At 64.0% G+C, this 21012-nt stretch carries 21 protein-coding genes; 18 read left to right on the forward strand and 3 right to left on the reverse strand.

Features of this window, described 5'->3' with window-relative positions; translation table 11 throughout:
* Window positions 1-60: 60 nt before the first annotated feature.
* The gene (locus JVX90_RS05035; RefSeq protein ID WP_240194065.1) at window positions 61-954 is read right to left on the reverse strand and encodes a hypothetical protein; all 894 of its coding nucleotides are present in this window, start codon (window positions 952-954) and stop codon (window positions 61-63) included.
* A gap of 156 nt (window positions 955-1110) precedes the next feature.
* A complete protein-coding gene (locus tag JVX90_RS05040) occupies window positions 1111-2292 on the reverse strand; it encodes an FAD-binding protein (RefSeq protein ID WP_205331331.1) in 1182 nt (393 codons plus the stop codon).
* A gap of 150 nt (window positions 2293-2442) precedes the next feature.
* Here JVX90_RS05040 and rpmE point away from each other — a divergent pair, with 150 nt between their 5' ends.
* From rpmE to JVX90_RS05140, 17 genes are all read left to right on the forward strand, one after another.
* Window positions 2443-2655, forward strand: coding sequence for a 50S ribosomal protein L31 (gene rpmE / locus JVX90_RS05045; RefSeq protein ID WP_008381510.1), 213 nt, complete (start codon window positions 2443-2445; stop codon window positions 2653-2655).
* Between the two features lie 118 nt (window positions 2656-2773).
* Window positions 2774-3847, forward strand: a complete 1074-nt coding sequence (gene prfA / locus JVX90_RS05050) for a peptide chain release factor 1 (protein ID WP_205331332.1) — start codon at window positions 2774-2776, stop codon at window positions 3845-3847.
* Window positions 3844-4689 carry a peptide chain release factor N(5)-glutamine methyltransferase gene (gene prmC, locus JVX90_RS05055; RefSeq protein WP_205331333.1) on the forward strand — a complete coding sequence of 282 codons (846 nt, stop codon included), beginning with the start codon at window positions 3844-3846 and terminating at the stop codon, window positions 4687-4689. Before prfA ends, prmC begins: the two co-directional genes overlap by 4 nt.
* Window positions 4690-5258: 569 nt before the next feature.
* On the forward strand, window positions 5259-6773 hold the full coding sequence (locus JVX90_RS05065; RefSeq protein ID WP_205331335.1) for an asparagine synthase C-terminal domain-containing protein: 1515 nt from the start codon (window positions 5259-5261) through the stop codon (window positions 6771-6773).
* A gap of 805 nt (window positions 6774-7578) precedes the next feature.
* Complete coding sequence (locus JVX90_RS05080) at window positions 7579-8238, forward strand: L-threonylcarbamoyladenylate synthase (protein ID WP_205331338.1); 660 nt, start codon at window positions 7579-7581, stop codon at window positions 8236-8238.
* Window positions 8235-9458: a serine hydroxymethyltransferase gene (locus JVX90_RS05085; protein WP_205331339.1), complete on the forward strand. Its 1224-nt coding sequence runs from the start codon at window positions 8235-8237 to the stop codon at window positions 9456-9458. The genes JVX90_RS05080 and JVX90_RS05085 overlap by 4 nt, the downstream gene beginning before the upstream one ends.
* On the forward strand, window positions 9455-10612 hold the full coding sequence (locus JVX90_RS05090) for an MraY family glycosyltransferase (RefSeq protein WP_205331340.1): 1158 nt from the start codon (window positions 9455-9457) through the stop codon (window positions 10610-10612). The genes JVX90_RS05085 and JVX90_RS05090 overlap by 4 nt, the downstream gene beginning before the upstream one ends.
* 26 nt (window positions 10613-10638) lie before the next feature.
* The gene (locus JVX90_RS05095) at window positions 10639-11127 is read left to right on the forward strand and encodes a hypothetical protein (protein WP_205331341.1); all 489 of its coding nucleotides are present in this window, start codon (window positions 10639-10641) and stop codon (window positions 11125-11127) included.
* 338 nt (window positions 11128-11465) lie between these two features.
* Window positions 11466-12164: a F0F1 ATP synthase subunit A gene (atpB, locus tag JVX90_RS05100; RefSeq protein ID WP_240194066.1), complete on the forward strand. Its 699-nt coding sequence runs from the start codon at window positions 11466-11468 to the stop codon at window positions 12162-12164.
* A 112-nt stretch (window positions 12165-12276) separates the two neighbouring features.
* Window positions 12277-12522 (forward strand): ATP synthase F0 subunit C, encoded by a 246-nt coding sequence (locus JVX90_RS05105; RefSeq protein WP_205331342.1) that lies wholly within the window; start codon window positions 12277-12279, stop codon window positions 12520-12522.
* A gap of 11 nt (window positions 12523-12533) precedes the next feature.
* Window positions 12534-13091, forward strand: a complete 558-nt coding sequence (locus JVX90_RS05110) for a F0F1 ATP synthase subunit B (RefSeq protein WP_205331343.1) — start codon at window positions 12534-12536, stop codon at window positions 13089-13091.
* Between the two features lie 99 nt (window positions 13092-13190).
* Complete coding sequence (locus tag JVX90_RS05115) at window positions 13191-14012, forward strand: F0F1 ATP synthase subunit delta (protein ID WP_205331344.1); 822 nt, start codon at window positions 13191-13193, stop codon at window positions 14010-14012.
* A 46-nt stretch (window positions 14013-14058) separates the two neighbouring features.
* Window positions 14059-15693: a F0F1 ATP synthase subunit alpha gene (atpA, locus tag JVX90_RS05120; RefSeq protein ID WP_205331345.1), complete on the forward strand. Its 1635-nt coding sequence runs from the start codon at window positions 14059-14061 to the stop codon at window positions 15691-15693.
* Between the two features lies 1 nt (window position 15694).
* Window positions 15695-16648 (forward strand): F0F1 ATP synthase subunit gamma, encoded by a 954-nt coding sequence (locus tag JVX90_RS05125; protein WP_205331346.1) that lies wholly within the window; start codon window positions 15695-15697, stop codon window positions 16646-16648.
* A gap of 34 nt (window positions 16649-16682) precedes the next feature.
* Window positions 16683-18131 carry a F0F1 ATP synthase subunit beta gene (atpD, locus tag JVX90_RS05130; RefSeq protein ID WP_205331347.1) on the forward strand — a complete coding sequence of 483 codons (1449 nt, stop codon included), beginning with the start codon at window positions 16683-16685 and terminating at the stop codon, window positions 18129-18131.
* Window positions 18132-18140: 9 nt separating this feature from the next.
* Complete coding sequence (locus JVX90_RS05135; RefSeq protein WP_205331348.1) at window positions 18141-18518, forward strand: F0F1 ATP synthase subunit epsilon; 378 nt, start codon at window positions 18141-18143, stop codon at window positions 18516-18518.
* Window positions 18519-18625: 107 nt separating this feature from the next.
* A complete protein-coding gene (locus JVX90_RS05140) occupies window positions 18626-19072 on the forward strand; it encodes a DUF2550 domain-containing protein (protein ID WP_205331349.1) in 447 nt (148 codons plus the stop codon).
* Between the two features lie 4 nt (window positions 19073-19076).
* Here the strand turns inward: JVX90_RS05140 and JVX90_RS05145 are convergent, their stop codons facing one another.
* The gene (locus JVX90_RS05145) at window positions 19077-19667 is read right to left on the reverse strand and encodes a cob(I)yrinic acid a,c-diamide adenosyltransferase (protein WP_205331350.1); all 591 of its coding nucleotides are present in this window, start codon (window positions 19665-19667) and stop codon (window positions 19077-19079) included.
* Window positions 19668-19704: 37 nt separating this feature from the next.
* Here JVX90_RS05145 and murA point away from each other — a divergent pair, with 37 nt between their 5' ends.
* Window positions 19705-20961 (forward strand): UDP-N-acetylglucosamine 1-carboxyvinyltransferase, encoded by a 1257-nt coding sequence (gene murA, locus JVX90_RS05150; RefSeq protein WP_205331351.1) that lies wholly within the window; start codon window positions 19705-19707, stop codon window positions 20959-20961.
* Window positions 20962-21012 lie beyond the last annotated feature (51 nt).

The following is a 21012-nucleotide window of genomic DNA, read 5'->3' on the forward strand; positions in this document are numbered from 1 at the left end:
GGTGGTTTTGGTACTAACGAGACCACCGCGTGACTTTTCTGCCATGTCGTGAATCCCGTGTCAGAGGACGCCGCCTGCGGTGAGCGTGGCCACCAGGCGCGGGATCATGCGTCGGCTTTCGAGGTCTGCCCAATCCCAACGAACCACGATGATGCCGGCGTCGACCAAACGTGCGTGGCGACGCTTCTCTCGGCGTACCGCGTCGAGCGCGGTCTCTGCGCCGTCGAGGTAGTCCACGTACTTGCCGTATCCGTCGAACTCGCCGATCACGACGCCACGCCAATCGAAGTCTGAGCGGCCGATGAATCGGCCGTCCTCGTCGTAGAAGCGATACTGAAGGCGAGGAGCAGGGAGACCCGCCTCGATCATCTGAGCACGACTCCACGACTCGCCGGGATTGGTGGATTCCGGGTCGGCGAGTTCCAGCGCCCGCCGCGCGATTCCCACGCCGGGGCGTGAGCGTTCAAGCAGGCCGCGCATCACCGTCGGCGATGCGCCGATCCGCAGTGCTGAATCGAAAGCGGTGAGCGCTCCGGCGAAGCCCTCCGATGTGGTGCATGCCGCGTCGACCGCGGTGAGCTCGAGGGACGTGACTGGGAGACCGTCGAGCACCACACGATGCTCGGCGGGAATCTCCGGGCGATGGGAGCTCAGGTGCCGACCGCGAACTCGGTTCTCGACGACCACGGCCACGCGGCGTCGATCCGGTTTGAGCAGAGGCAATCCGTGGACGACCGCTGCAGTCTCGTGGCTGAGTATCGCAGTCGGATGAGCTCGTACGGCGGCACGTGCCCGAAGCAGATGTGTAGCCAGCGGTGTCCGCCTCGCCGCGGGGACCAGAACACCGGGATCCAGACGTTCGAGGATACCCGCCTCCACAGCTCGCGAAAGCTGCATCGCAGAGCATCCGACATCCAGGGCACGGTCACGGTAGACGATGCCGTACTCGTCCATGGGAAAACTATTCAGGTTCATACCCATTGGACGCACAGAACAATCAAGCGGTTCCGCACGAATTCCACAACCGTCACCCGATGCCGCAGAAGTCACGCGGAGGGCGGGTACATACCGCACCCCGGCGCTACTTCTGCGGCACCACGTGACAAAAGATCAGTACACGTCGCGGAGGTAGCGGCCTTCGGAGCGGAGGCGGTCGATTTCGGCTCGGGCGTCGTCGGGGTCCACTTCGCCGTGCTCGGCGATGATCGCGGCGAGCGCGTTCTCCACGTCGGCGGCCATTCGGTCGGCGTCGCCGCACACATAGAGGACCGCGCCGTCGCGGAGCCAGGTGTAGATGTCCTCGCCGTGGGAGTCCATGAGGTGCTGCACGTACACCTTGTCCTCCTGCTCGCGGGAGAAGGCGACGTCGAGGCGATCGAGGCTTCCGTCGTGGTGCATCTGTACGATCTCGTCGCGGTAGAGGAAGTCGTGATCACGCTTACGGGCGCCGTGGAACAGCCAGTTGCGGCCTGAGCCCTCGTCGTTGGCGCGTTCGTGGACGAACGCACGGAACGGTGCGATGCCGGTGCCGGGTCCGATCATGATGATGTCGGTGTCGGGCTCCGGAAGTCGGAACGCTTTGTTCGGGGTCAGGTAGATGCCGACGGTGTCTCCGGGTTCCACTCGATCGGCCAGGTACGTCGATGCGGCGCCGCCCCGGTCGCGGCCGTCACCCCACTCGTCTGTCGCGAAATGGCGGATCGTCGCAGGGGTCAGGTGGATGGAGCCCTCATGAACGGTCGGCGATGACGAGATCGAGTAGGTCCGCGCGGTGAGTGGCTTCAATTCGGCCAGGAACGCCTCGGGAGTGGGGAACCAGTCGGGGTCGAGGTTCAGCAGGTCGAGTACATCACGCCCGCGTGCCCAGGCTTCGAGTTCCGCGCGGTCGCCTGCAAGGAGTGCGGCGACGTCCTCGCGTCCGCGGGCGTTCGCCAAGTGATCGAGCAGGTACGGCGAGACGGACGTGATCTCAAAGCCGTGAGTGAGCGCCTGCGCGAGCGTGCGGTCGCCCTTGCGGTCGGTGATCAGCGTGTCGGCCGGCACCCCGAGCCGATCGATGAGCGCGGCTACGAGGGCGGGCTCGTTCGCCGGAGTGACGTTCACTGCGTCGCCGGGCTGGTAGTCGAGGCCCGAACCGGCGATGTCCAGCACCAGGTGCCTCACCTCCTTACTGCTCTCCGGTGCTGTGAGCAGAGTGTTCTCCACGACTGTGGCCGGGAACGGATTACGCCGTGACCAGCGCTGACGCTTCGCTTCGCGGGTGGGGCGTCCCTCGGTGCTGCCTTCGCTCATATGATCAGGTTAGGCCACCCCAACGAACCCGGTTCGGGGAGGATTGGCAGCGGCCGACGATCTTGTGGAATAATCGATCGGTCAGTCCGGTTCCGGTTCACACCGCGGCAGCAGCCCGGTGACCCGGCGACCACCTTCGAAAGGGACGTAATGAAGCAGGGAATCCACCCCGACTACGAGGTGACCACCGTCAACTGCGGTTGCGGCAACGAGTTCACCACGCGCAGCACCGCCAAGGGCGGCCACATCACCGTGGAAGTCTGCTCGCAGTGCCACCCGTTCTACACGGGCAAGCAGAAGATCCTCGACACCGGCGGCCGCGTCGCTCGCTTCGAGAAGCGTTACGGCAAGCGCACCAAGTAGCTCGCCTCCGACGCCCGACTCCGAGATCCTCACCGGTCTTGGTCTCGGGCGTCGTTTCGTTTTCCACCACGCCGCTCGACACCGAGCGGGCCACTCTTTGACGGGGAAGTGAACTCAGGTGAGCATGCAGGGACCGTCCGCGATCGACGACATCCTGGCCGAGCACGCGGGCCTCGAGCAGCAGCTGTCCGATCCGGCACTCCACGACAACGCCGCCAACGCCCGCCGCGTCGGCAAGCGGTTCGCCGAACTCGCGCCGGTGATGGCGACCTACACGAAGCTCGCGTCCGTCCGTGACGATCTCGCCGCGGCCCGCGAACTCGCAGCGGACGACCCGGCGTTCGCCGAGGAGATCCCCGCTCTCGAAGAGAGCGAAGCCGAGCTCGACGCCCAGCTCACCGACCTGCTCGCGCCGCGCGACCCGCACGACTCCGACGACGTCGTCCTCGAAGTGAAGTCGGGTGCGGGAGGCGAGGAGTCCGCGCTGTTCGCCTCCGATCTCGTCCGCATGTACCTCAAGTACTGCGAGCGCCAGGGCTGGAAGGCGCTTGTACTCGGCGTCACCGAGTCGGACCTCGGCGGATACAAGGATGCGACCCTGTCGATCAAGGCACGCGAATCTGTGCGTGACGGCGTCTGGTCCAAGCTCAAATTCGAAGGCGGTGTGCACCGCGTGCAGCGTGTGCCGGTCACCGAGTCGCAGGGCCGCATCCACACGTCGGCCGCGGGGGTGCTGATCTACCCCGAGCCCGACGAGGTCGCCGAAGTGCAGATCGACGAGTCGGACCTGCGTGTCGACGTCTACCGAAGCTCCGGAAAGGGCGGCCAGGGCGTCAACACCACCGACTCCGCGGTCCGCCTCACCCACCTGCCGACCGGGGTTGTGGTCACCTGCCAGAACGAGCGCTCCCAGCTTCAGAACAAGGCGCGTGCAATGCAGGTGCTCGCGGCACGCCTTCAGGCGTTGGCCGAGGAAGAGGCCGCTGCCGAAGCGTCGGCGGGCCGCGCAGCACAGATCCGCACAGTCGACAGGTCCGAGCGGATCCGCACCTACAACTGGCCGGAGAACCGGATCACCGATCACCGGATCGGTTACAAGGCGAACAACCTGGACGCAGTCTTGAACGGTGAGATGGACAGCCTGATCGGCGCCCTCGTCGACGCCGACAAGCAGGCACGACTGCAGCAGTGACGTCGGCCGACGCACTGAGACGTCGCGCCGCCGCCGAGTTGACGGCGGTAGGCGTGGAGTCGGCGGCGCACGACGCTGCCGAGCTTCTCGCCCATGTGCTCGCCGTCGAGCCGGGGCGATTACTGCTGATCGACGACGTGGACGCAGAGGAGCAGGACCGCTTCGCCGAGGCGGTTCGACGCCGTGTGGGACGCGAACCGCTGCAGCACATCACCGGCACGGCGCACTTCGCGGGCCTCGAACTGTCAGTGGGGCCGGGAGTGTTCGTCCCGCGCCCAGAGACCGAACTGATAGTCGAATGGGCCGCACGCGTGGTCGCAGGCCGCACGGCGGTGGTGGCGGACCTCTGCTCGGGCAGCGGTGCGCTTGCGCTCGGTATCGCAGTGCACTCGCCGAACGCGCAGGTTGTCGCCGTTGAACGGTCGCCGGAAGCGCTCGGCTACCTGCGTCGCAACATCGCGGGCGCCGGGCTGGAGCGTCGAGTCACCGCAGTGCAGGCGGACGTCACCGACGCTGCGGCGATGAAGAATGCGCTCGGGGTGTGCGACGTCGTCGTCTCGAATCCGCCGTACGTCCCGTCGGCGTCGCCGGTGTCTCCAGAGGTCGCACACGACCCGTACGACGCGGTGTTCTCCGGGGACACGGGGATGGACGTCATTTCGGCGATGATCCCGATCGTCGCCGACACACTCGTCGGCGGGGGAGCGTTCGCCGTCGAACACGACGACGAGACGTCTGACGCCGTTGTCGCCGCGCTGCATGCCGACGGCCGATTCTCGTCAATCGAGGCCCACGCGGACCTCGCCGGGCGACAGCGTTTTGCGACGGCTTTCCGCACGTGAACCTGAGTCGAAGGCTTGCCGCAGAACCTCCTCCAACTGCTCTTCAGTTCTAGCCTCTCGACCTCGCAACGACAAGCGATGAAGTTTCATGTTACGGTCGGAATGAGTCATCGACCGATGACTCGAAAATGGATCGAAAGGGTAGCATGTACCAGTCGCCAACGCTCGTTGAAATCGGTAACTTCGAAGAGTTGACTCATGGCCTCCCGTGGGGCAGCTGGCATGATTCGTGGGGCAACAATTGGTACCCGCACATCTAAGTAGGTAACGCTGGATCTGGTCTGGCTAGTAGCGGTGGGTGACTAGCCAGGCCAGGCCCTTTCTTGCAAGCTGGGGCCGCCCGCGATGCGAAACTGAAACACCATCCGCGAACGATCCTGGCCGGGTTTGTTGGGCATCTTAAAGACGGCGGGGGATGAATGAAAGCTGAGACTATATGGGTCGGGATCGATCCATCTGACGATCTGGGTGAGGGGAGCGGCTGCCATCCAGCGATTCAGGAACTGGCTTCGTTGGAGATCGTGGGTGCTCCAGTAGGTCGAGGTGCACCTGGAGGGCCGTCTTCACTCATGGTTGATGCGAACTGCAGTCAAAAACTCTACTGGGCGAAGAGCGGCAGTGGATACGCCTATTCGCTGACTCAGGCCAGCCTTGCTCGTCTGACTAATCGAACGGTCGACAGGTCAAGTCTCCTGGCTTCCCTGTGTGGCGGCTTGCCATACTCGATGAGAAACAAGTCCGTGTGGGCGGGCGTAGGCACAATCTTTCCGGGGCAACTCTTTGATCCGTCGATGCCCGACGTCGGTGTGGAATTCATTGAGCCGGAGACTGTGTCTAACGACTATGACCGCAAAGCCGTCACGAGCCGTCTGCGCGCCGCACTTGAATCTGCTACTGCGCGTCCATCGTTGCAAGGGCGGGCCGCGGGGTGTGACCTCTCCGGTGGGCTTGATTCGACCTCAATAGCGTATCTCCTCGACAGGCAAGGAATCGAACTTTCGCTCGCACACGATGTGTGCCCAGATCCGCGAAACGATGACTATGAGTATGCGCGTATTGCGGCCAATGATCTTGGCAGACCGATCGACCAGTTGGGTGATACAAGGACGGACCGAGATGCGTTCGACGCAGTCTTTGGGGGCAACCCGGCAGGTCTGGACGAGGCTATTCCGACCTGGATCGGGTTCGGAGGGCGGGCGACGAGATATTCTATGTATGCGCGTGCCTCAGGATACTCAGACCATTTTATCGGTCTTGGAAGTGATGACCTGTTCTCCGGACATTTCTCCGCTGTTGCGGAGATTGCTAGATCGTCTCGAGTTCCTGAAGCCAAACGTGCGTTGGAGCGGTATCGAATAGCTGCGCGTGCGTCGAAGAGGGAACTCCGGAAGTTCCTGTCTTCCGAAGTCTCGTACAGTGATTCATTGCGAGCGGCCGTTTCCGACTTGCGCAACGGGGTCGATGCGGACATTCGGATTTCTAGCATCCTCGGTTGGTGTCCGGGATTGCGGGTCAATAGCGTGTTATCGGCAGAAGCGACAACCAAGGTCTTCGAAGAGATTGATCTTGCGGCGAGAACAACTGCACCTCTCGATGTGCGTGCAAATGTCCACGTGATGAAAGCATGTCTCTTGACGCAGGCTGATCTCGTTCGGTCTTTGAATGCCACATTCGGGTCCGAGGGCTTTAGATTCAACGCGCCGTTTCTCGACTCCGGGTTGGTGGAACTGGTTGCCGGCCTTCCGTCCATCGCCTTTCTTGGATCTGACACTTCGAAGCCCTTACTGGTTGATGCAATGGAGGGAATTCTTCCTGAGTCAATCCGACTTCGGCGGTCTAAGCCCGATTTCAATCAGGATGTGTTCACGGATTTTCAGAGGAATCGCGAACGACTTCGAACGGAGTTCCGGGCGAGCATCCTAGGGCAGATGGGAATTATCGACGTTGATAAGGTTTGTGAGATCATAGATAATGATTTCGTCACAATCCGTCAAATAGACGATATACTCGCCGCCTACAATACCGAGAAGTGGCTGAGAAATATTGATGACGGTTGGGTTTTCGACGGAGATGGACTTGCATAATGGTTACGAAGTATCGACTTAGGAACGATGTTCAAGAGTGGAATGGGGAGGGCGATTCAGTCATTTTATTTTCGCCTTCGAGCTCGAAGTACTTTGGCACAAATAAGGCTGGAATCTGTCTAGCACGGAGGATGTCAGATTGGTGCCGAGTCGAAGATCTTGCTGACGTGCTCGAAGCGGAGTATGGCGTAGAGTACTCTACCGCGATAAGCGATTCAAGTAGCTTTCTGAAGTTGATTTTGGCCGCGGGAATTGCGCAGAAGCGGAATTGGATTTGGCGTTGAGTTCGCCTGGCGAGGGCATAGCGGCCGATTTCGAGAGGTGAAATGTATACTAGATTCATTGTAGCGGTTGCGGATTTGGTTTCTAGGCGATCGTTTCGCGTGCAGAAGGCGTTTCTGTCTGTACTGCGGACCGTTCACCGGGTCAATCCAATGGGCTTATCGAGCGCGGAGGAATTTCGCTGGCTCGCTGACTGCCGTGAGAACTTGTGTGTTCTTGACCCACGTTGCGCCGCAGTTCAAGGTTGTCTGACTCGTTCGCTATCTATTGCCATCGCGGCCACGTTCCGTGGAGTAAATTTTGCATGGGTCACGGGATTTAGTCCGTCACCATTCTATGGCCATGCTTGGATTGAGCATGATGGATCTCCAGTCGGAGAGTCGCTGGATGTAGGAGAATTCAACCGAGTAGCCGTGGTGAAATTCGCTTGACGTAGGACCAGGTCGGCCCGGCATGGCGTTGCCAAACGAGTGATGACGATGTGGTGGCGCGTCGGGTCGGTGACACGTGCAAGGATGGAACAGTGAGTGTCGTCTTCGATTGCAGTGACCCGTCCGAGCGTTCCGCAGGCTTGAGCGCCGCGGTCGGAGCAGCCCGCGGCGGCCGCCTCGTGGTGCTGCCGACCGACACCCTGTACGGCATCGGCTGCGACGCATTCGACAGTGAAGCGGTCTCGTCTCTGCTCGCCGCCAAGAACCGCGGCCGGGACATGCCGGTGCCGGTTCTCGTCGGCTCCTGGCAGACCGTCGACGGACTGGTCCGTTCGGTGTCGCCGCAGGCCAGGGAGCTCGTCCAGTCGTTCTGGCCGGGTGGTCTCAGCCTTGTCGTGGAACAGGCACCGTCGCTCGCATGGGATCTCGGAGACACCGATGCGACTGTGATGATCCGCATGCCGTTGCATCCAGTGGCGATCGAACTGCTCCGAGAAGTCGGCCCGATGGCGGTCTCGAGCGCCAACGTCTCCGGTCAGCCGCCCGCCACCACCGTCGGCGCCGCGCAGGAAATGCTCGGCGACCTGGTGTCGGTGTATCTCGACGGTGGGCCCGCGGCGAAGGCCGTCGCGTCGACGATCGTCGACCTGAGCGGAGTCACCCCGCGCATTCTCCGGGAAGGCGCGATCAGCGCCGAGGAGATCGGCGAGGTCCTCGACATGGATCCCGACGAGCTGAGGACGCGTCCGTGACCGGGCCGCTCGACGCCGTCGACCCACAGATCAGTGAGCTGATCAGCCGCGAGGCCGCACGCCGTGCGGGCAGCCTGCAGATGCTCGCCGCCGAGACGATCGCGACACCCGCGGTCCGCGCCGCAATGGGTTCGGTGCTCGCTGACAAGTACGCCGAGGGGTACCCCGGCCGCCGCTATCACGGCGGCTCCGACGTCGTCGACGACGTGGAACGACTCGCCGTCGACCGCGCGCACACGCTGTTCGGCGCGGACTACGTGAACGTTCAGCCGCTGTCGTGGGCGCTGGCCAACTTCGCCGTCTACGCGGCGTTCGCACAGCCGGGCGATCAGGTCATGTCCCTGAGCCTCCGCCACGGCGGACACCAGTCGCACGGATCGCGGGCGAATCTGTCCGGCCGTTGGTTCAGCGTGGTGAACTACGAGGTCCGGCACGACACGGAACAGGTCGACTACGACCGCATCCGCGACATGGCGCTCATCCACCGGCCACGCATCCTGCTCGCCGGCGGTACCGCCTACTCGCGGACCTGGGACTACGCAGCGATGCGGACCATCGCCGACGAGGCCGGTTGTGTGCTCTGGGTGGACGGCGCGCACGTCATGGGCTTGGCGGCAGGCGGAGTGATCGAGTCTCCCGTCCCGTACGCCGACGTCGTCTCCGTCGCGACCAACAAGGTGATGCGCGGACCGCGCGGTGGACTGCTCCTCGCCCGCGGAGAGCACGCCGAGGCGCTGTCTCGGGCGGTATACCCGTTCTTGCAGGGCGCGCCCGCGATGCATTCGATCGCGGCCAAAGCGGTTGCGTTCGGAGAATCCTCCACCGAGACGTACAGGCAGTACGCGCGAGACGTCGCCGCTCTGGCATCCGCCCTCGCGGATGACTTCACCGCTCGCGGACTGCAGGTGGTCAGCGGCGGAACAGACACGCACATCGGAATCGTCGACGTGACTCCGCTCGGTGTCACCGGACGTGAAGCGACGCGACGCCTGGCTGCCTCGGGCATCGTCGTCGACAAGGCGATCACGCCCTTCGACCGTGCAGCGGTCTCCGAGGGCTCGGCGATCCGTTATGGAACAGCCGCCGTCACCGCCGGTGGGATCACGCCGGCCGATGCTCCCGCGATCGCAGATCTCATGATGATCGCGATGACGTCCGACGACGCCGCCGTGCACGCCGACGTGGCCGCCTCGGTCGCCCGCCTCGGAGCGTCCGAATGAACCTGCTGGCCCTCGACGCCGGGACCGGGGGAGCGGGTGTTCCGTTACGCGAGCTCGCGCTCGTCGGTCTCACGGCGGCAGGCGTCACCTACCTTCTGACCTCTCTCGTCCGTGTGTTCGCGGTCAAAGCCGGCGCTGTCGCCGTCCCTCGTGAACGCGACGTGCACGTGATCCCGACTCCTCGCCTAGGCGGAGTCGGCATGTACTTCGGCGTTGTCTGCGCCATCGGTCTCGCCGCCCAGTTGCCGGCCCTGAACAGGGGATTCGCGTACACCCACGACATGCTGGCCGTCATCACGGCAGGACTGGTGATCGTGCTGGTCGGCGTCATCGACGACAGGTGGGGGCTCGACGCCCTCACCAAGTTCGTCGGTCAGCTGACCGCTGCCGGTGTCCTGGTCATCATGGGTGTCAGCTGGTATCTCCTGTACGTGCCGTTCGGCGACATCGGCACGGTGGTCCTCGACCCCCTGCAGGCCGGGCTGTTGACGGTCGCGATTACTGTCACGACGATCAACGCGATGAACTTCATCGACGGGCTCGACGGTCTGGCAGCCGGACTCGGCCTGATCGCGGCCGCCGCGATCTGCCTCTTCTCGCTCGGACTGCTGCACGACCAGGGCGGAGATGTGAGCTACTACCCGCCGGCCCTCATCACGACCGCGCTCGCCGGAGCGTGCCTCGGCTTCCTGCCGCACAACTTCTCGCCCGCACGTATCTTCATGGGCGACTCGGGCGCCATGCTGATCGGCCTGATGCTCGGGGCTGCGTCGACCAGCGCCTCGGGTCGCGTCGCCCGCAGCGCGTACGGACCCGCCGACATGTTCACGCTGCTCTCCCCGCTGATCTTGATCGCGGCAGTGATGTTCATCCCGCTGCTCGACATGGTCATGGCAGTCATCCGGCGCACGCGTTCGGGTGTCGGTTTCTACACGCCGGACAAGATGCATTTGCATCACCGTCTTCTGGAGATCGGCCACACTCAGCGCCGAGTCGCACTGGTCATCTACCTGTGGGTCGGTCTGCTGGCGTTCGCCGTCGCGGCGTCCACACTCGTCTCGCCCGCCGTGGTCGGCCCCGTGTTCGTCGTCGGAGTGGTGCTTGCGCTGATTGCGACCTTCGCACCGCGTCTACACCGCCGGTTCGCTAGATAGCTGTATGCCTCGATAGCCTGGTGGGCGTGTCTGTGAATGATGAGAACCCGCCTACCGACGACTCCGCACCGGACGAACAAGCTGTGAAGCACGAATGGGACGATCCGGCCGCACCGCTGTGGAACGGTTTGAAGTACGGCGTCACCGGACTCGGCGTGCTGCTGGTAGCCGGCCTTCTGCTCTTCTGGCCATGGAAGGGCACACCTGGACTGTGGGGCGTGCTGATCGGCGCGGGGATCGGCGGAACGTTCATTCTGATCACCGTCATCACGATCCTACTGACCCGCACGGCACCGCCGACTGTTGTGATGGGCGCGCTGATGGGGTCGTATCTGGTCAAGGTGGTGGCGGCGATCGTGGTGACCGCTCTCATCAAGGACATGGACTTCTACCACAAGGGCGCGCTCGCGACGACGCTGATCGGCGCGATCATCGCCGTTCTCGGCGCTGAGCTGTGGGGTGTGATGTCGACCCGACAGACATATACAGACTCCAACGGCACTACTGCCCAGTAGGTGTGACCACCCTCACTGTGGCTACCCTGAGCAGCTACTACACTCGATAGTAGGACGACGAACCGCTACACGGCTCGTCCCTGATTCGCCGCCGAAGGTCAAGACTTGCTAATCTGCTGCACGCAGGCAGATTCAGGTGACGTGCGCCGTGTAGCGATGTCCGAATCGCCAAATGACAGTAGGACCCCCGCAGACCGTGAGGTCGGTGGGCCCGAGAACGGGAGAGAACGCTGAGCGCCACCCTCATTGCCGGAGAGTTCCACACACCGAGTCTTAACGACTTCTTCCCGGAGATGCTCTTCGGCGGCAACACCGCGCAGGACGCGGAGTGGTGGGGCATGGATCGCCTCATGCTCATCCGCGTAGTGGTGTCCGTTGCTGTGGCACTCGGGTTCCTCATCGCGATGCGCAGCCCGAAAATCATTCCGACTGGCGCCCAGAACGTCGCGGAGAGCTTCCTCGACTGGGTCCGGACGAACATCGCCGAAGAGATTCTGGGCAAGGAGAACGGGCGCAAGTTCCTCCCGATCATCGCCTCGATCTTCTTCGCGACGATCTTTCTCAACCTGACGTCGATCATCCCATTCATGAACATCTCGTCGAACGCGCGTGTCGGTATGCCGCTGGTGATGGCTCTCGTCGCCTACATCACCTATTGCTGGGTCGGTATCGCCAAGTTCGGGTTCTTCGGATTCATCAAGTCGTCGATCGTGCTTCCGGGTGTCCCGCTGCCGATCCACTTCCTCCTGGTGCCGATCGAATTCCTGTCGACCTTCATCCTGCGTCCGTTTACGTTGACGATTCGACTCATGGCCAACATGCTCGCCGGCCACATCATGCTCGCGCTGTTCTTCGCCGCGACCCAGTACTTCATCATCGACCAGAGCGGCATCTGGACGCTCGCCGGTATCGGCGGTCTGATCGCCGCGATCGGCTTCACCTTCTTTGAGCTTCTGGTCATCGCCCTGCAGGCGTACATCTTCGCCCTGCTCACAGCCGTGTACATCGATCAGTCAATCCACGCGGACTCGCACTGACGTTCGACTGTAAGACCAACTGAATCATCGGGTCCGAGACCGCCTCGAATCCGTCACGAACTGACTCACTCGCCCGACCGGGCGGGGAGCCATTAAGAAAGGGAATCGCAAGATGAGCATCGCCCAGACTCTGGCTGCAGACTCGACCATCACCGGTGCGGGCTTCGGCGCGATCGGTTACGGCCTCGCAGCCATCGGCCCCGGCATCGGTGTTGGCATCGTCGCCGGTAAGGCAATCGAGGGCATCGCACGCCAGCCCGAGCTCGCCGGCCAGATCCGCACCACAATGTTCCTCGGTATCGCACTCTCTGAAGCACTGGCGCTGATCGGTATCGTCGCTGGCTTCATCTTCGGATAGAGGTCTGACACATGATCACCACCAGCATGATCCTCGCGAACGAGGGTGAGACGGCGGATGCGCCTAATCCGCTGCTCCCGCTGTGGTTCGACATCACCTGGTCGCTGGTCGCCTTCGCTGTCGTCCTCTTCGTCTTCTGGAAGTTCGTCATTCCGAAGTACCGCCAGGTGCTGGACGAGCGTCGCGACACGATCGAAGGCGGCATCGAGCGCGCTGAGGCTGCACAGGCCGAAGCCGCCGCGTCGCTGAAGGCGTACCGCGAGCAGCTCGCAGGCGCTCGTGAAGAGGCAGCCGGAATCCGCGAAGAAGCCCGCAACCAGGGCACCCAGATCATCGCGGATCTGAAGGCTCAGGCGACTGCCGAGAGTGACCGGATCATCGCCAACGGACACACCCAGCTCGACGCGCAGCGTCAGCAGGTCGTCTCCGAACTGCGCGGTGACCTCGGAAAGATGTCGGTCGACCTGGCCGAGAAGCTCGTCGGAGCTTCGCTGCAGGACGACGTCAAGCAGGCCGGAACTGTTGACCGGTTCCTCGCCGAGCTCGACGACGCGGCAAGCGCCAAGTAATCCAGGCAGCGACGGTGAGGAACGTGGGACGGCGAGCGGGCATGGACATGCCCCTCGCGCCCACTGACCCGCCCAGCGGAGAAGAAGGAATGCAGATAGATGTACGCAGCGTCTAGCCGTGAAGCCCTCGAAGGGGCTCGCGTCGAGCTGGAGACCGCATTGCGCGGTTCGTCCGCACCGGCCACCGACTCGGTGACCGTCGGCGACGAACTGCTGTCGGTCGCCGAGACCGTCAACGACAATCGCTCGCTGCGCACCGCGCTGGCCGACTCGGCCACCGCTGCGGATGAGCGTGCGAAGATCGCCGACACCGTGCTGACCGGCAAGGTGTCCGATACCACGCGCGCTGTCGTCTCGTCGGCGGCCGCCCGAAATTGGTCGAGCGACGCCGACCTGCACCGCGCACTCCAGTCCCTCGGTATCGAGGCTCTGCTGTTCGCTGCCAAGGAGACCGGTCGCATCGACACCGTCGAGGAGGAACTCTTCCGCCTCGCACGGATCGTGAAGGGCGACAACGCCCTCGAACAGGCTCTGTCCGATCGCACTCGCAGCACCGCCGATCGCTTCGGACTGCTTCGCAAGCTGATCAACGGCAAGGTCGACACGGTCACCGAGAAGCTGGCCGTCTACGGCGTCAGTCGTACCGATGTCCAGCCGGGCGACGCGATCGACGAGCTCTCGCAGCTCGCCGCCGCAAGCAACGGCCGCAAGGTCGCTTATGTGACCAGTGCAGGGGAGCTCTCCGCAGATCAGCGCACCACGCTGTCGGCGAAGCTCGCCGCCATCTACGACGCGCCGGTCACCCTGCACGTCGACATCGATCCGGAACTCCTCGGTGGGGTCGTCGTCCGTGTGGGCGACGAGCGCATCGATGGCAGCCTGTCCGGCAAGATCGCAACGCTGCGCAGCGGCTTGCGCTAACCCATACGATTCCCAGATCACTTAGACAGCCAGGAGAAGCAGGAAAATGGCGGAGTTGACCATCTCCTCCGATGAAATTCGGAGCGCGATCGCAAGTTACACCCAGGAAGTGGGCAGCCAGGCCACTCGCGAAGAGGTGGGCACTGTCACCGACACCGGTGACGGCATCGCTCACGTCGCAGGCCTGCCCGGTGCCATGGCCAACGAGCTCCTCGAGTTCGAGGGCGGCATCCGCGGTGTGGCTCTGAACCTCGATCTCGACGAGGTCGGCGCCGTCATCCTCGGCGACTCGCAGAACATCGAAGAAGGCCAGGAAGTCAAGCGCACCGGCAACGTGCTGTCGGTTCCCGTCGGCGACAAGTTCCTCGGCCGCGTCATCGACCCGCTGGGCAGCCCGATCGACGGCCTCGGCGCCATCGAGTCCGAGGGCGACCGCGTCCTCGAGCTCCAGGCAGCCTCCGTCCTCGAGCGTCAGCCGGTCGAGGAGTCCCTGGCCACCGGTATCAAGGCCATCGACGCGATGACCGCGATCGGCCGCGGTCAGCGTCAGCTGATCATCGGCGACCGTAAGACCGGCAAGACCGCGGTCTGCATCGACGCGATCCTGAACCAGAAGGACAACTGGGCGACCGGCGACCCGGAGAAGCAGGTTCGCTGCATCTACGTCGCGATCGGCCAGAAGGGCTCGACCATCGCGGGCGTCAAGACCGCCCTCGAAGAGGCCGGCGCGATGGAGTACACCACCATCGTCGCAGCTCCCGCCTCCGACTCCGCCGGCTTCAAGTGGCTCGCACCGTACACCGGTTCGGCACTCGGCCAGCACTGGATGTACCAGGGCAAGCATGTCCTCATCGTGTTCGACGACCTGTCGAAGCAGGCTGAGGCCTACCGCGCCATCTCGCTGCTGCTGCGTCGCCCGCCGGGCCGCGAGGCGTACCCGGGTGACGTCTTCTACTTGCACTCGCGTCTGCTGGAGCGCTCGGCCAAGCTGTCCGACGCACTCGGCGGCGGTTCGATGACCGCGCTGCCGATCATCGAGACCAAGGCCAACGACGTCTCGGCGTTCATCCCGACCAACGTCATCTCGATCACCGACGGACAGGTCTTCCTGGAGTCGGACCTGTTCAACAAGGGTGTTCGACCCGCCATCAACGTCGGCATCTCGGTGTCTCGTGTCGGTGGCGCCGCCCAGACCAAGGGTCTCAAGGACGTCTCGGGTTCGCTGCGTCTGGAGCTCGCACAGTTCCGTGAGCTGGAAGCCTTCTCGGCCTTCGCCTCGGACCTGGACGCCGCTTCGAAGGCACAGCTCGAGCGTGGCGCCCGCTGGGTGGAGCTGCTGAAGCAGGACCAGTACAGCCCGGTGTCCGTGGAAGACCAGATCGTGTCGCTCTACCTCTGTGGTGAGGGCTTCATGGACTCGGTGCCCGTCGCCGACATCCGCCGCTTCGAGTCGGAGCTCCTGGCCGACTTGCACCACACGGCCGCAGGGGTCTACTCGAACATCGAGGGCGGCAAGAAGCTCTCGGGCGACGACAAGGCTGCTCTCGCGACCGCGACGGACAACTTCAAGGCAGGCTTCATCGCCACCGACGGCAGCCGTGTCGTCGAGGTCGAGGCCGATGCTCTGGCTGCCGAGGACGTCGAGTCCGAGACGATCCGAGTGACGAAGAAGCAGAAGTAAGATGGCCACTATTCGGGAGCTGCGCTCGCGGATCAGGTCGATTCAGTCGACCAAGAAGATCACGAAGGCGCAGGAGCTGATCGCGACCTCGCGTATCACCAAGGCACAGGCTCGCGTGGCTGCCGCGCGTCCCTACTCCGAGGAGATCACGCGGGTCGTCACGACGCTGGCCAGCGCGAGTTCGTCGCTGGACAGCCCGCTGTTGACTGCTCGCGAGACGCCCAAGCGGGCAGCTGTGCTGGTCGTGACCAGTGACAGCGGCCAGTGCGGCGGCTACAACTCGAACGTGCTCAAGGAGACCGAAGAGCTTCTGTCGCTGCTCCGCAGTGAGGGCAAGACGCCGGTCGTGTATGTGATGGGCCGCAAGGGCATCGGGTACTACACGTTCCGCGATCGTCCGATCGCAGCGAGCTGGTCGGGCTTCTCACAGCAGCCCGCATTCGCCGACAGCGCGGCAGCGGTTCACCACCTGGTGGACGCGTTCCTCGCCGGGTCGGACGAGTCGGTCGCGCTGCCACAGGGCGGCGAGATCGAGGGCTTCGACGAGCTGCACGTGGTCTACACGCGCTTCGTGTCGATGCTGACGCAGAAGCCGATCGTCCGCCGCATGGCGCCGATCGACATCGAGTTCGAGACCGAGCAGCTGCAGATGGGCGACGACCTGCTCGTCGACAACGGCAACGCACACGTCTCGGCCGAGGTCGAGTTCGAGCCGGAGGCCAAGGAACTGCTCGACGCGCTGCTTCCCAAGTACGTCGCGTCGCGCATCTTCGCGGCCCTGCTCGATGCCGCTGCATCGGAGAACGCCGCACGTCGTACTGCTATGAAGGCGGCCACCGACAACGCGAACGAGCTCGAGAAGAGCCTGTCCAGGCAGGCCAACGCGGCACGTCAGGCACAGATCACCCAGGAAATCAGCGAAATCGTCGGCGGCGTCGAGGCGCTGGCGAACTGATCGCGACAAGACAACCGAGGAAAGTGAAACAACAATGACTGCAGCAGTCACCGACTCGAACGCGGGTGCCGCTACGGCCACCGCGGGTCGTGTCGCCCGGGTGATCGGCCCCGTCGTCGACGTCGAGTTCCCGCGCGGCGCCATCCCCAAACTGTTCAACGCCCTGCACGCCGAGGTCACCCTCGCCGCTGTCGCCAAGACGCTGACCCTCGAGGTCGCACAGCATCTCGGTGACAACATGGTGCGCACCGTCTCGATGCAGCCGACCGACGGCCTGGTTCGCGGCGCTTCCGTCGTCGACACCGGCAAGCCGATCTCGGTTCCCGTCGGCGACGTCGTCAAGGGTCACGTCTTCAACGCACTGGGCGACTGCCTGGACGCGCCGGGCACCGGTCGCGACGGCGAGCAGTGGGGCATCCACCGCAAGCCCCCGGCCTTCGACCAGCTCGAGGGAAAGACGGAGATCCTCGAGACCGGCATCAAGGTCATCGACCTCCTGACCCCGTACGTCAAGGGCGGCAAGATCGGCCTGTTCGGTGGCGCCGGTGTCGGCAAGACCGTTCTGATCCAGGAGATGATCACCCGTATCGCTCGCGAGTTCTCCGGCACCTCGGTGTTCGCGGGCGTCGGCGAGCGTACCCGTGAGGGCACCGACCTCCACCTGGAAATGGAAGAGATGGGCGTCCTTCAGGACACCGCCCTCGTCTTCGGCCAGATGGATGAGCCCCCAGGGACGCGTATGCGCGTCGCTCTCTCGGCTCTGACCATGGCCGAGTACTTCCGCGACGTGCAGCAGCAGGACGTTCTGCTGTTCATCGACAACATCTTCCGTTTCACCCAGGCCGGTTCCGAGGTCTCGACCCTTCTCGGTCGTATGCCTTCGGCCGTCGGTTACCAGCCGACGCTGGCCGACGAGATGGGTGAGCTGCAGGAGCGCATCACGTCGACCAAGGGTCGCTCGATCACCTCGCTGCAGGCGATCTACGTTCCCGCCGACGATTACACCGACCCGGCTCCGGCGACCACGTTCGCGCACCTCGATGCGACGACCGAGCTCTCGCGCCCGATCTCACAGCTGGGCATCTACCCGGCCGTGGATCCGCTGACCTCGACCTCGCGCATCCTCGAGGCTTCGATCGTCGGTGACGAGCACTTCCGCGTCGCCAACGAGGTCAAGCGCATCCTGCAGAAGTACAAGGAACTGCAGGACATCATCGCGATCCTCGGTATGGACGAGCTCTCGGAAGAGGACAAGGTCACGGTCGCCCGCGCGCGTCGTATCCAGAAGTTCCTCGGCCAGAACTTCCTGGTCGCCGAGAAGTTCACCGGCCAGGTCGGCTCGGTCGTCCCGCTCGCCGAGACCATCGATGCGTTCGACCGCCTGTGCAAGGGCGAGTTCGATCACCTGCCGGAGCAGGCGTTCAACAGCTGTGGCGGACTCGACGACGTCCTCGCTGCCGCTGAGAAGATCGCCGGAAAGTAGTCGACCGCGATGTCTGACAAGACTTTCCGTCTCGACGTGGTCGCACCGGACGCCGCTCTCTACTCCGGAGAGGCGACGTTCGTCAGCGCACAGACCACCGTCGGTCAGATCGGCATCCTGGCCAACCACGAGCCGATGCTCGGCGAGCTCGCCGCAGGCGGCGCCGTGGTCCTCACGGAGGCGGACGGTGCTCGCAAGGCACTGGCCGTTCAGGGTGGGTTCCTGTCGGTCTCGGCCACCACGGTGACCGTGCTCGCAGAGTCCGCGCAGTTCTCCACTGACATCGATGTGGCCGCAGAGCGTGCCGTATTGGAGTCGGCGACCGAGGGCAGCGAAGCCTTCCTCACCGCGAAGTCTCGTATTCGCGCCGTGGAAGCCGTGAGCTGACACCGGTCAGAAAAGATGATGTGATCCACTGACGAAGAGCCGTCCTGCACTGCAGGGCGGCTCTTCGCGTACCTTCGATGACGACGAGGCGAGAGAAGGAGGCGTACATGCCACCGTGGTTGTGGATTCTCTGTCTGGTCGTGCTCGGCGGAGTCGCCGGCATGAGTCTGGTCGTGTACCGGCTCCGCCTGATGCGGTCGGCGGGAACGCCGATGCTGCTGCGCGAACTGCCGGCAGCCGCCGATTCAGGATGGCGTCACGGCGCCATCCACTACACAGACGATGCGCTCGTGTACTACCGGCTGTCTTCGTTGAGGCCCGGACCGACGCTGAGTCTGTCTCGTCGACGCATCGACGTCGTTGGGCGTCGCAGCCCGTCCGGCACCGAACTCGAGATCATGGACGACGACGTGGTGGTCGTCGAACTCGCAGTGGGACGCCGCGGCCAGGGCGGTCGCTACGAGATCGCGATGGCGCCAGAATTGGTGATGGCGTTCCAATCCTGGATCGAAGCGCGATCTCCCAAGCGAGCTCGCCGTCGCCCCGCCGCCTGATCGACTACCGCAGGCGATCTCCTCCGGGAACCCACTTGACGTCGCCGACTCCGGCGCGGACGTTGGCGACCCGTCCGAGAATGAACAGAAGGTCCGACAGCCGGTTGAGGTACTTGGCGGGGAGAACCGACGTGTCGTCCGGGTGGCCGTCAATGGCGGACCACGCCGAGCGCTCCGCTCGCCGCACAGTCACCCGAGCCTGATGAAGGTGCGCCGACAGGGGCGTGCCGCCGGGAAGGATGAACGAGTCGAGCGGCTCGAGCTCCTCGCCGAAGGCATCGCACCACGTCTCCAGCGCGTCGACATACGACGCCTCAATGCGCAGGGGCGGATACTTCGGCTCTGCGACGACCGGAGTCGAGAGATCGGCACCGGCGTCGAAGAGATCGTTCTGGACCGTTCTGAGGACGGATTTGATGTCATCGGGTACGTCGCCTGCGACGGTGAGCGCCAGGCCGATGGCTGCGTTGGCCTCGTCGCAGTCGGCGTAGGCGATCACTCGCAGGTCGGTCTTGGCGACCCGGGAGAAGTCCGACAGGCCGGTGGTTCCGTCGTCGCCGGTGCGTGTGTAGATGCGTGTGAGATGAACTGCCATGACAGGGAACTTACGCGGCTGCCGATAGACTGTGCCGGTGAGTGATCGCTATCTAGTGACCGGTGGGGCACGTCTCGTAGGTGAAGTAGTCGTCGGCGGCGCTAAGAACAGCGTGTTGAAGCTGATGGCGGCTGCCCTTCTGGCGGAGGGGCGCACGGTGCTGACAAACGCTCCCGAGATCGCCGACGTGCCGTTGATGGCCGACGTGCTCCGCGGGCTCGGCGCCACCGTGGAGATCACCGGCGACACCGTAGTCATCGATTCACCGGCGGAGCCCGAGTACCACGCCGACTTCGACGCGGTGAAGCAGTTCCGTGCGTCGGTGTGTGTCCTCGGTCCGCTGATGGCGCGTTGCAAGAGGGCTGTCGTCGCTCTGCCCGGTGGTGATGCCATCGGCTCGCGGCCACTCGACATGCATCAGGCAGGCCTTCGAGCGCTCGGCGCACGGAGCTCCATCGAGCACGGTTGTGTTGTCGCCGAAGCCGACAGTCTCCACGGAGCCGAGGTCGCGCTCGGCTTCCCGTCGGTCGGTGCGACGGAGAACATCCTCATGGCGGCGGTCCTCGCCGACGGCGTGACGACCATCGAGAACGCGGCCCGCGAGCCGGAGATCGTCGACCTGTGCGAGATGCTCCAGCAGATGGGCGCCGTGATCGATGGTGCGGGCACCCCGACTCTCACGGTCACCGGAGTGCAGGCTCTGCACCCGACGACGCACCATGTGGTGGGCGACCGCATCGTCGCGGGCACGTGGGGGACGGCGGCGGCCATGACGCGCGGCGACATCACCGTTCGTGGGATCGATCCCGAACACCTTCGACTCGTACTCAAGAAGTTCGAGGACGCGGGCGCGCGGGTGGATCGTTTCGACGACGGCTTCCGTGTCGTCCAGGAGAAGCGCCCGGTTGCAGTGAACACCGCGACACTGCCGTTCCCCGGTTATCCGACCGACCTCCAGCCGATGGCGATCGGACTCGCGACGATCTCCGACGGACTGTCCGTGGTGACTGAGAACGTCTTCGAAGCGCGCTTCCGCTTCGTCGAGGAACTCGTCCGTCTCGGCGCCGACGCCCGTACCGACGGCCACCACGCGGTGATTCGCGGTGTGGACGCACTGTCCAGCGCGCCGGTGTGGTCATCCGACATCCGTGCAGGAGTCGGCCTGGTGCTCGCTGGTCTCGTCGCCGACGGCGTCACCGAGGTGCACGACATCGAGCACATCGATCGCGGCTACCCCGACTTCGAGAATCAGCTGAGGACACTCGGAGGGACCATCGAGCGCGTCAGAGGCTGACTCAGCGCATCCGGTACGAAGGGGTCTCGGGCACCTGTCCGATCGGACAGG

The sequence above is a fragment of the Gordonia sp. PDNC005 genome (genome assembly GCF_016919385.1).
Taxonomy (GTDB): Bacteria; Actinomycetota; Actinomycetes; order Mycobacteriales; family Mycobacteriaceae; genus Gordonia.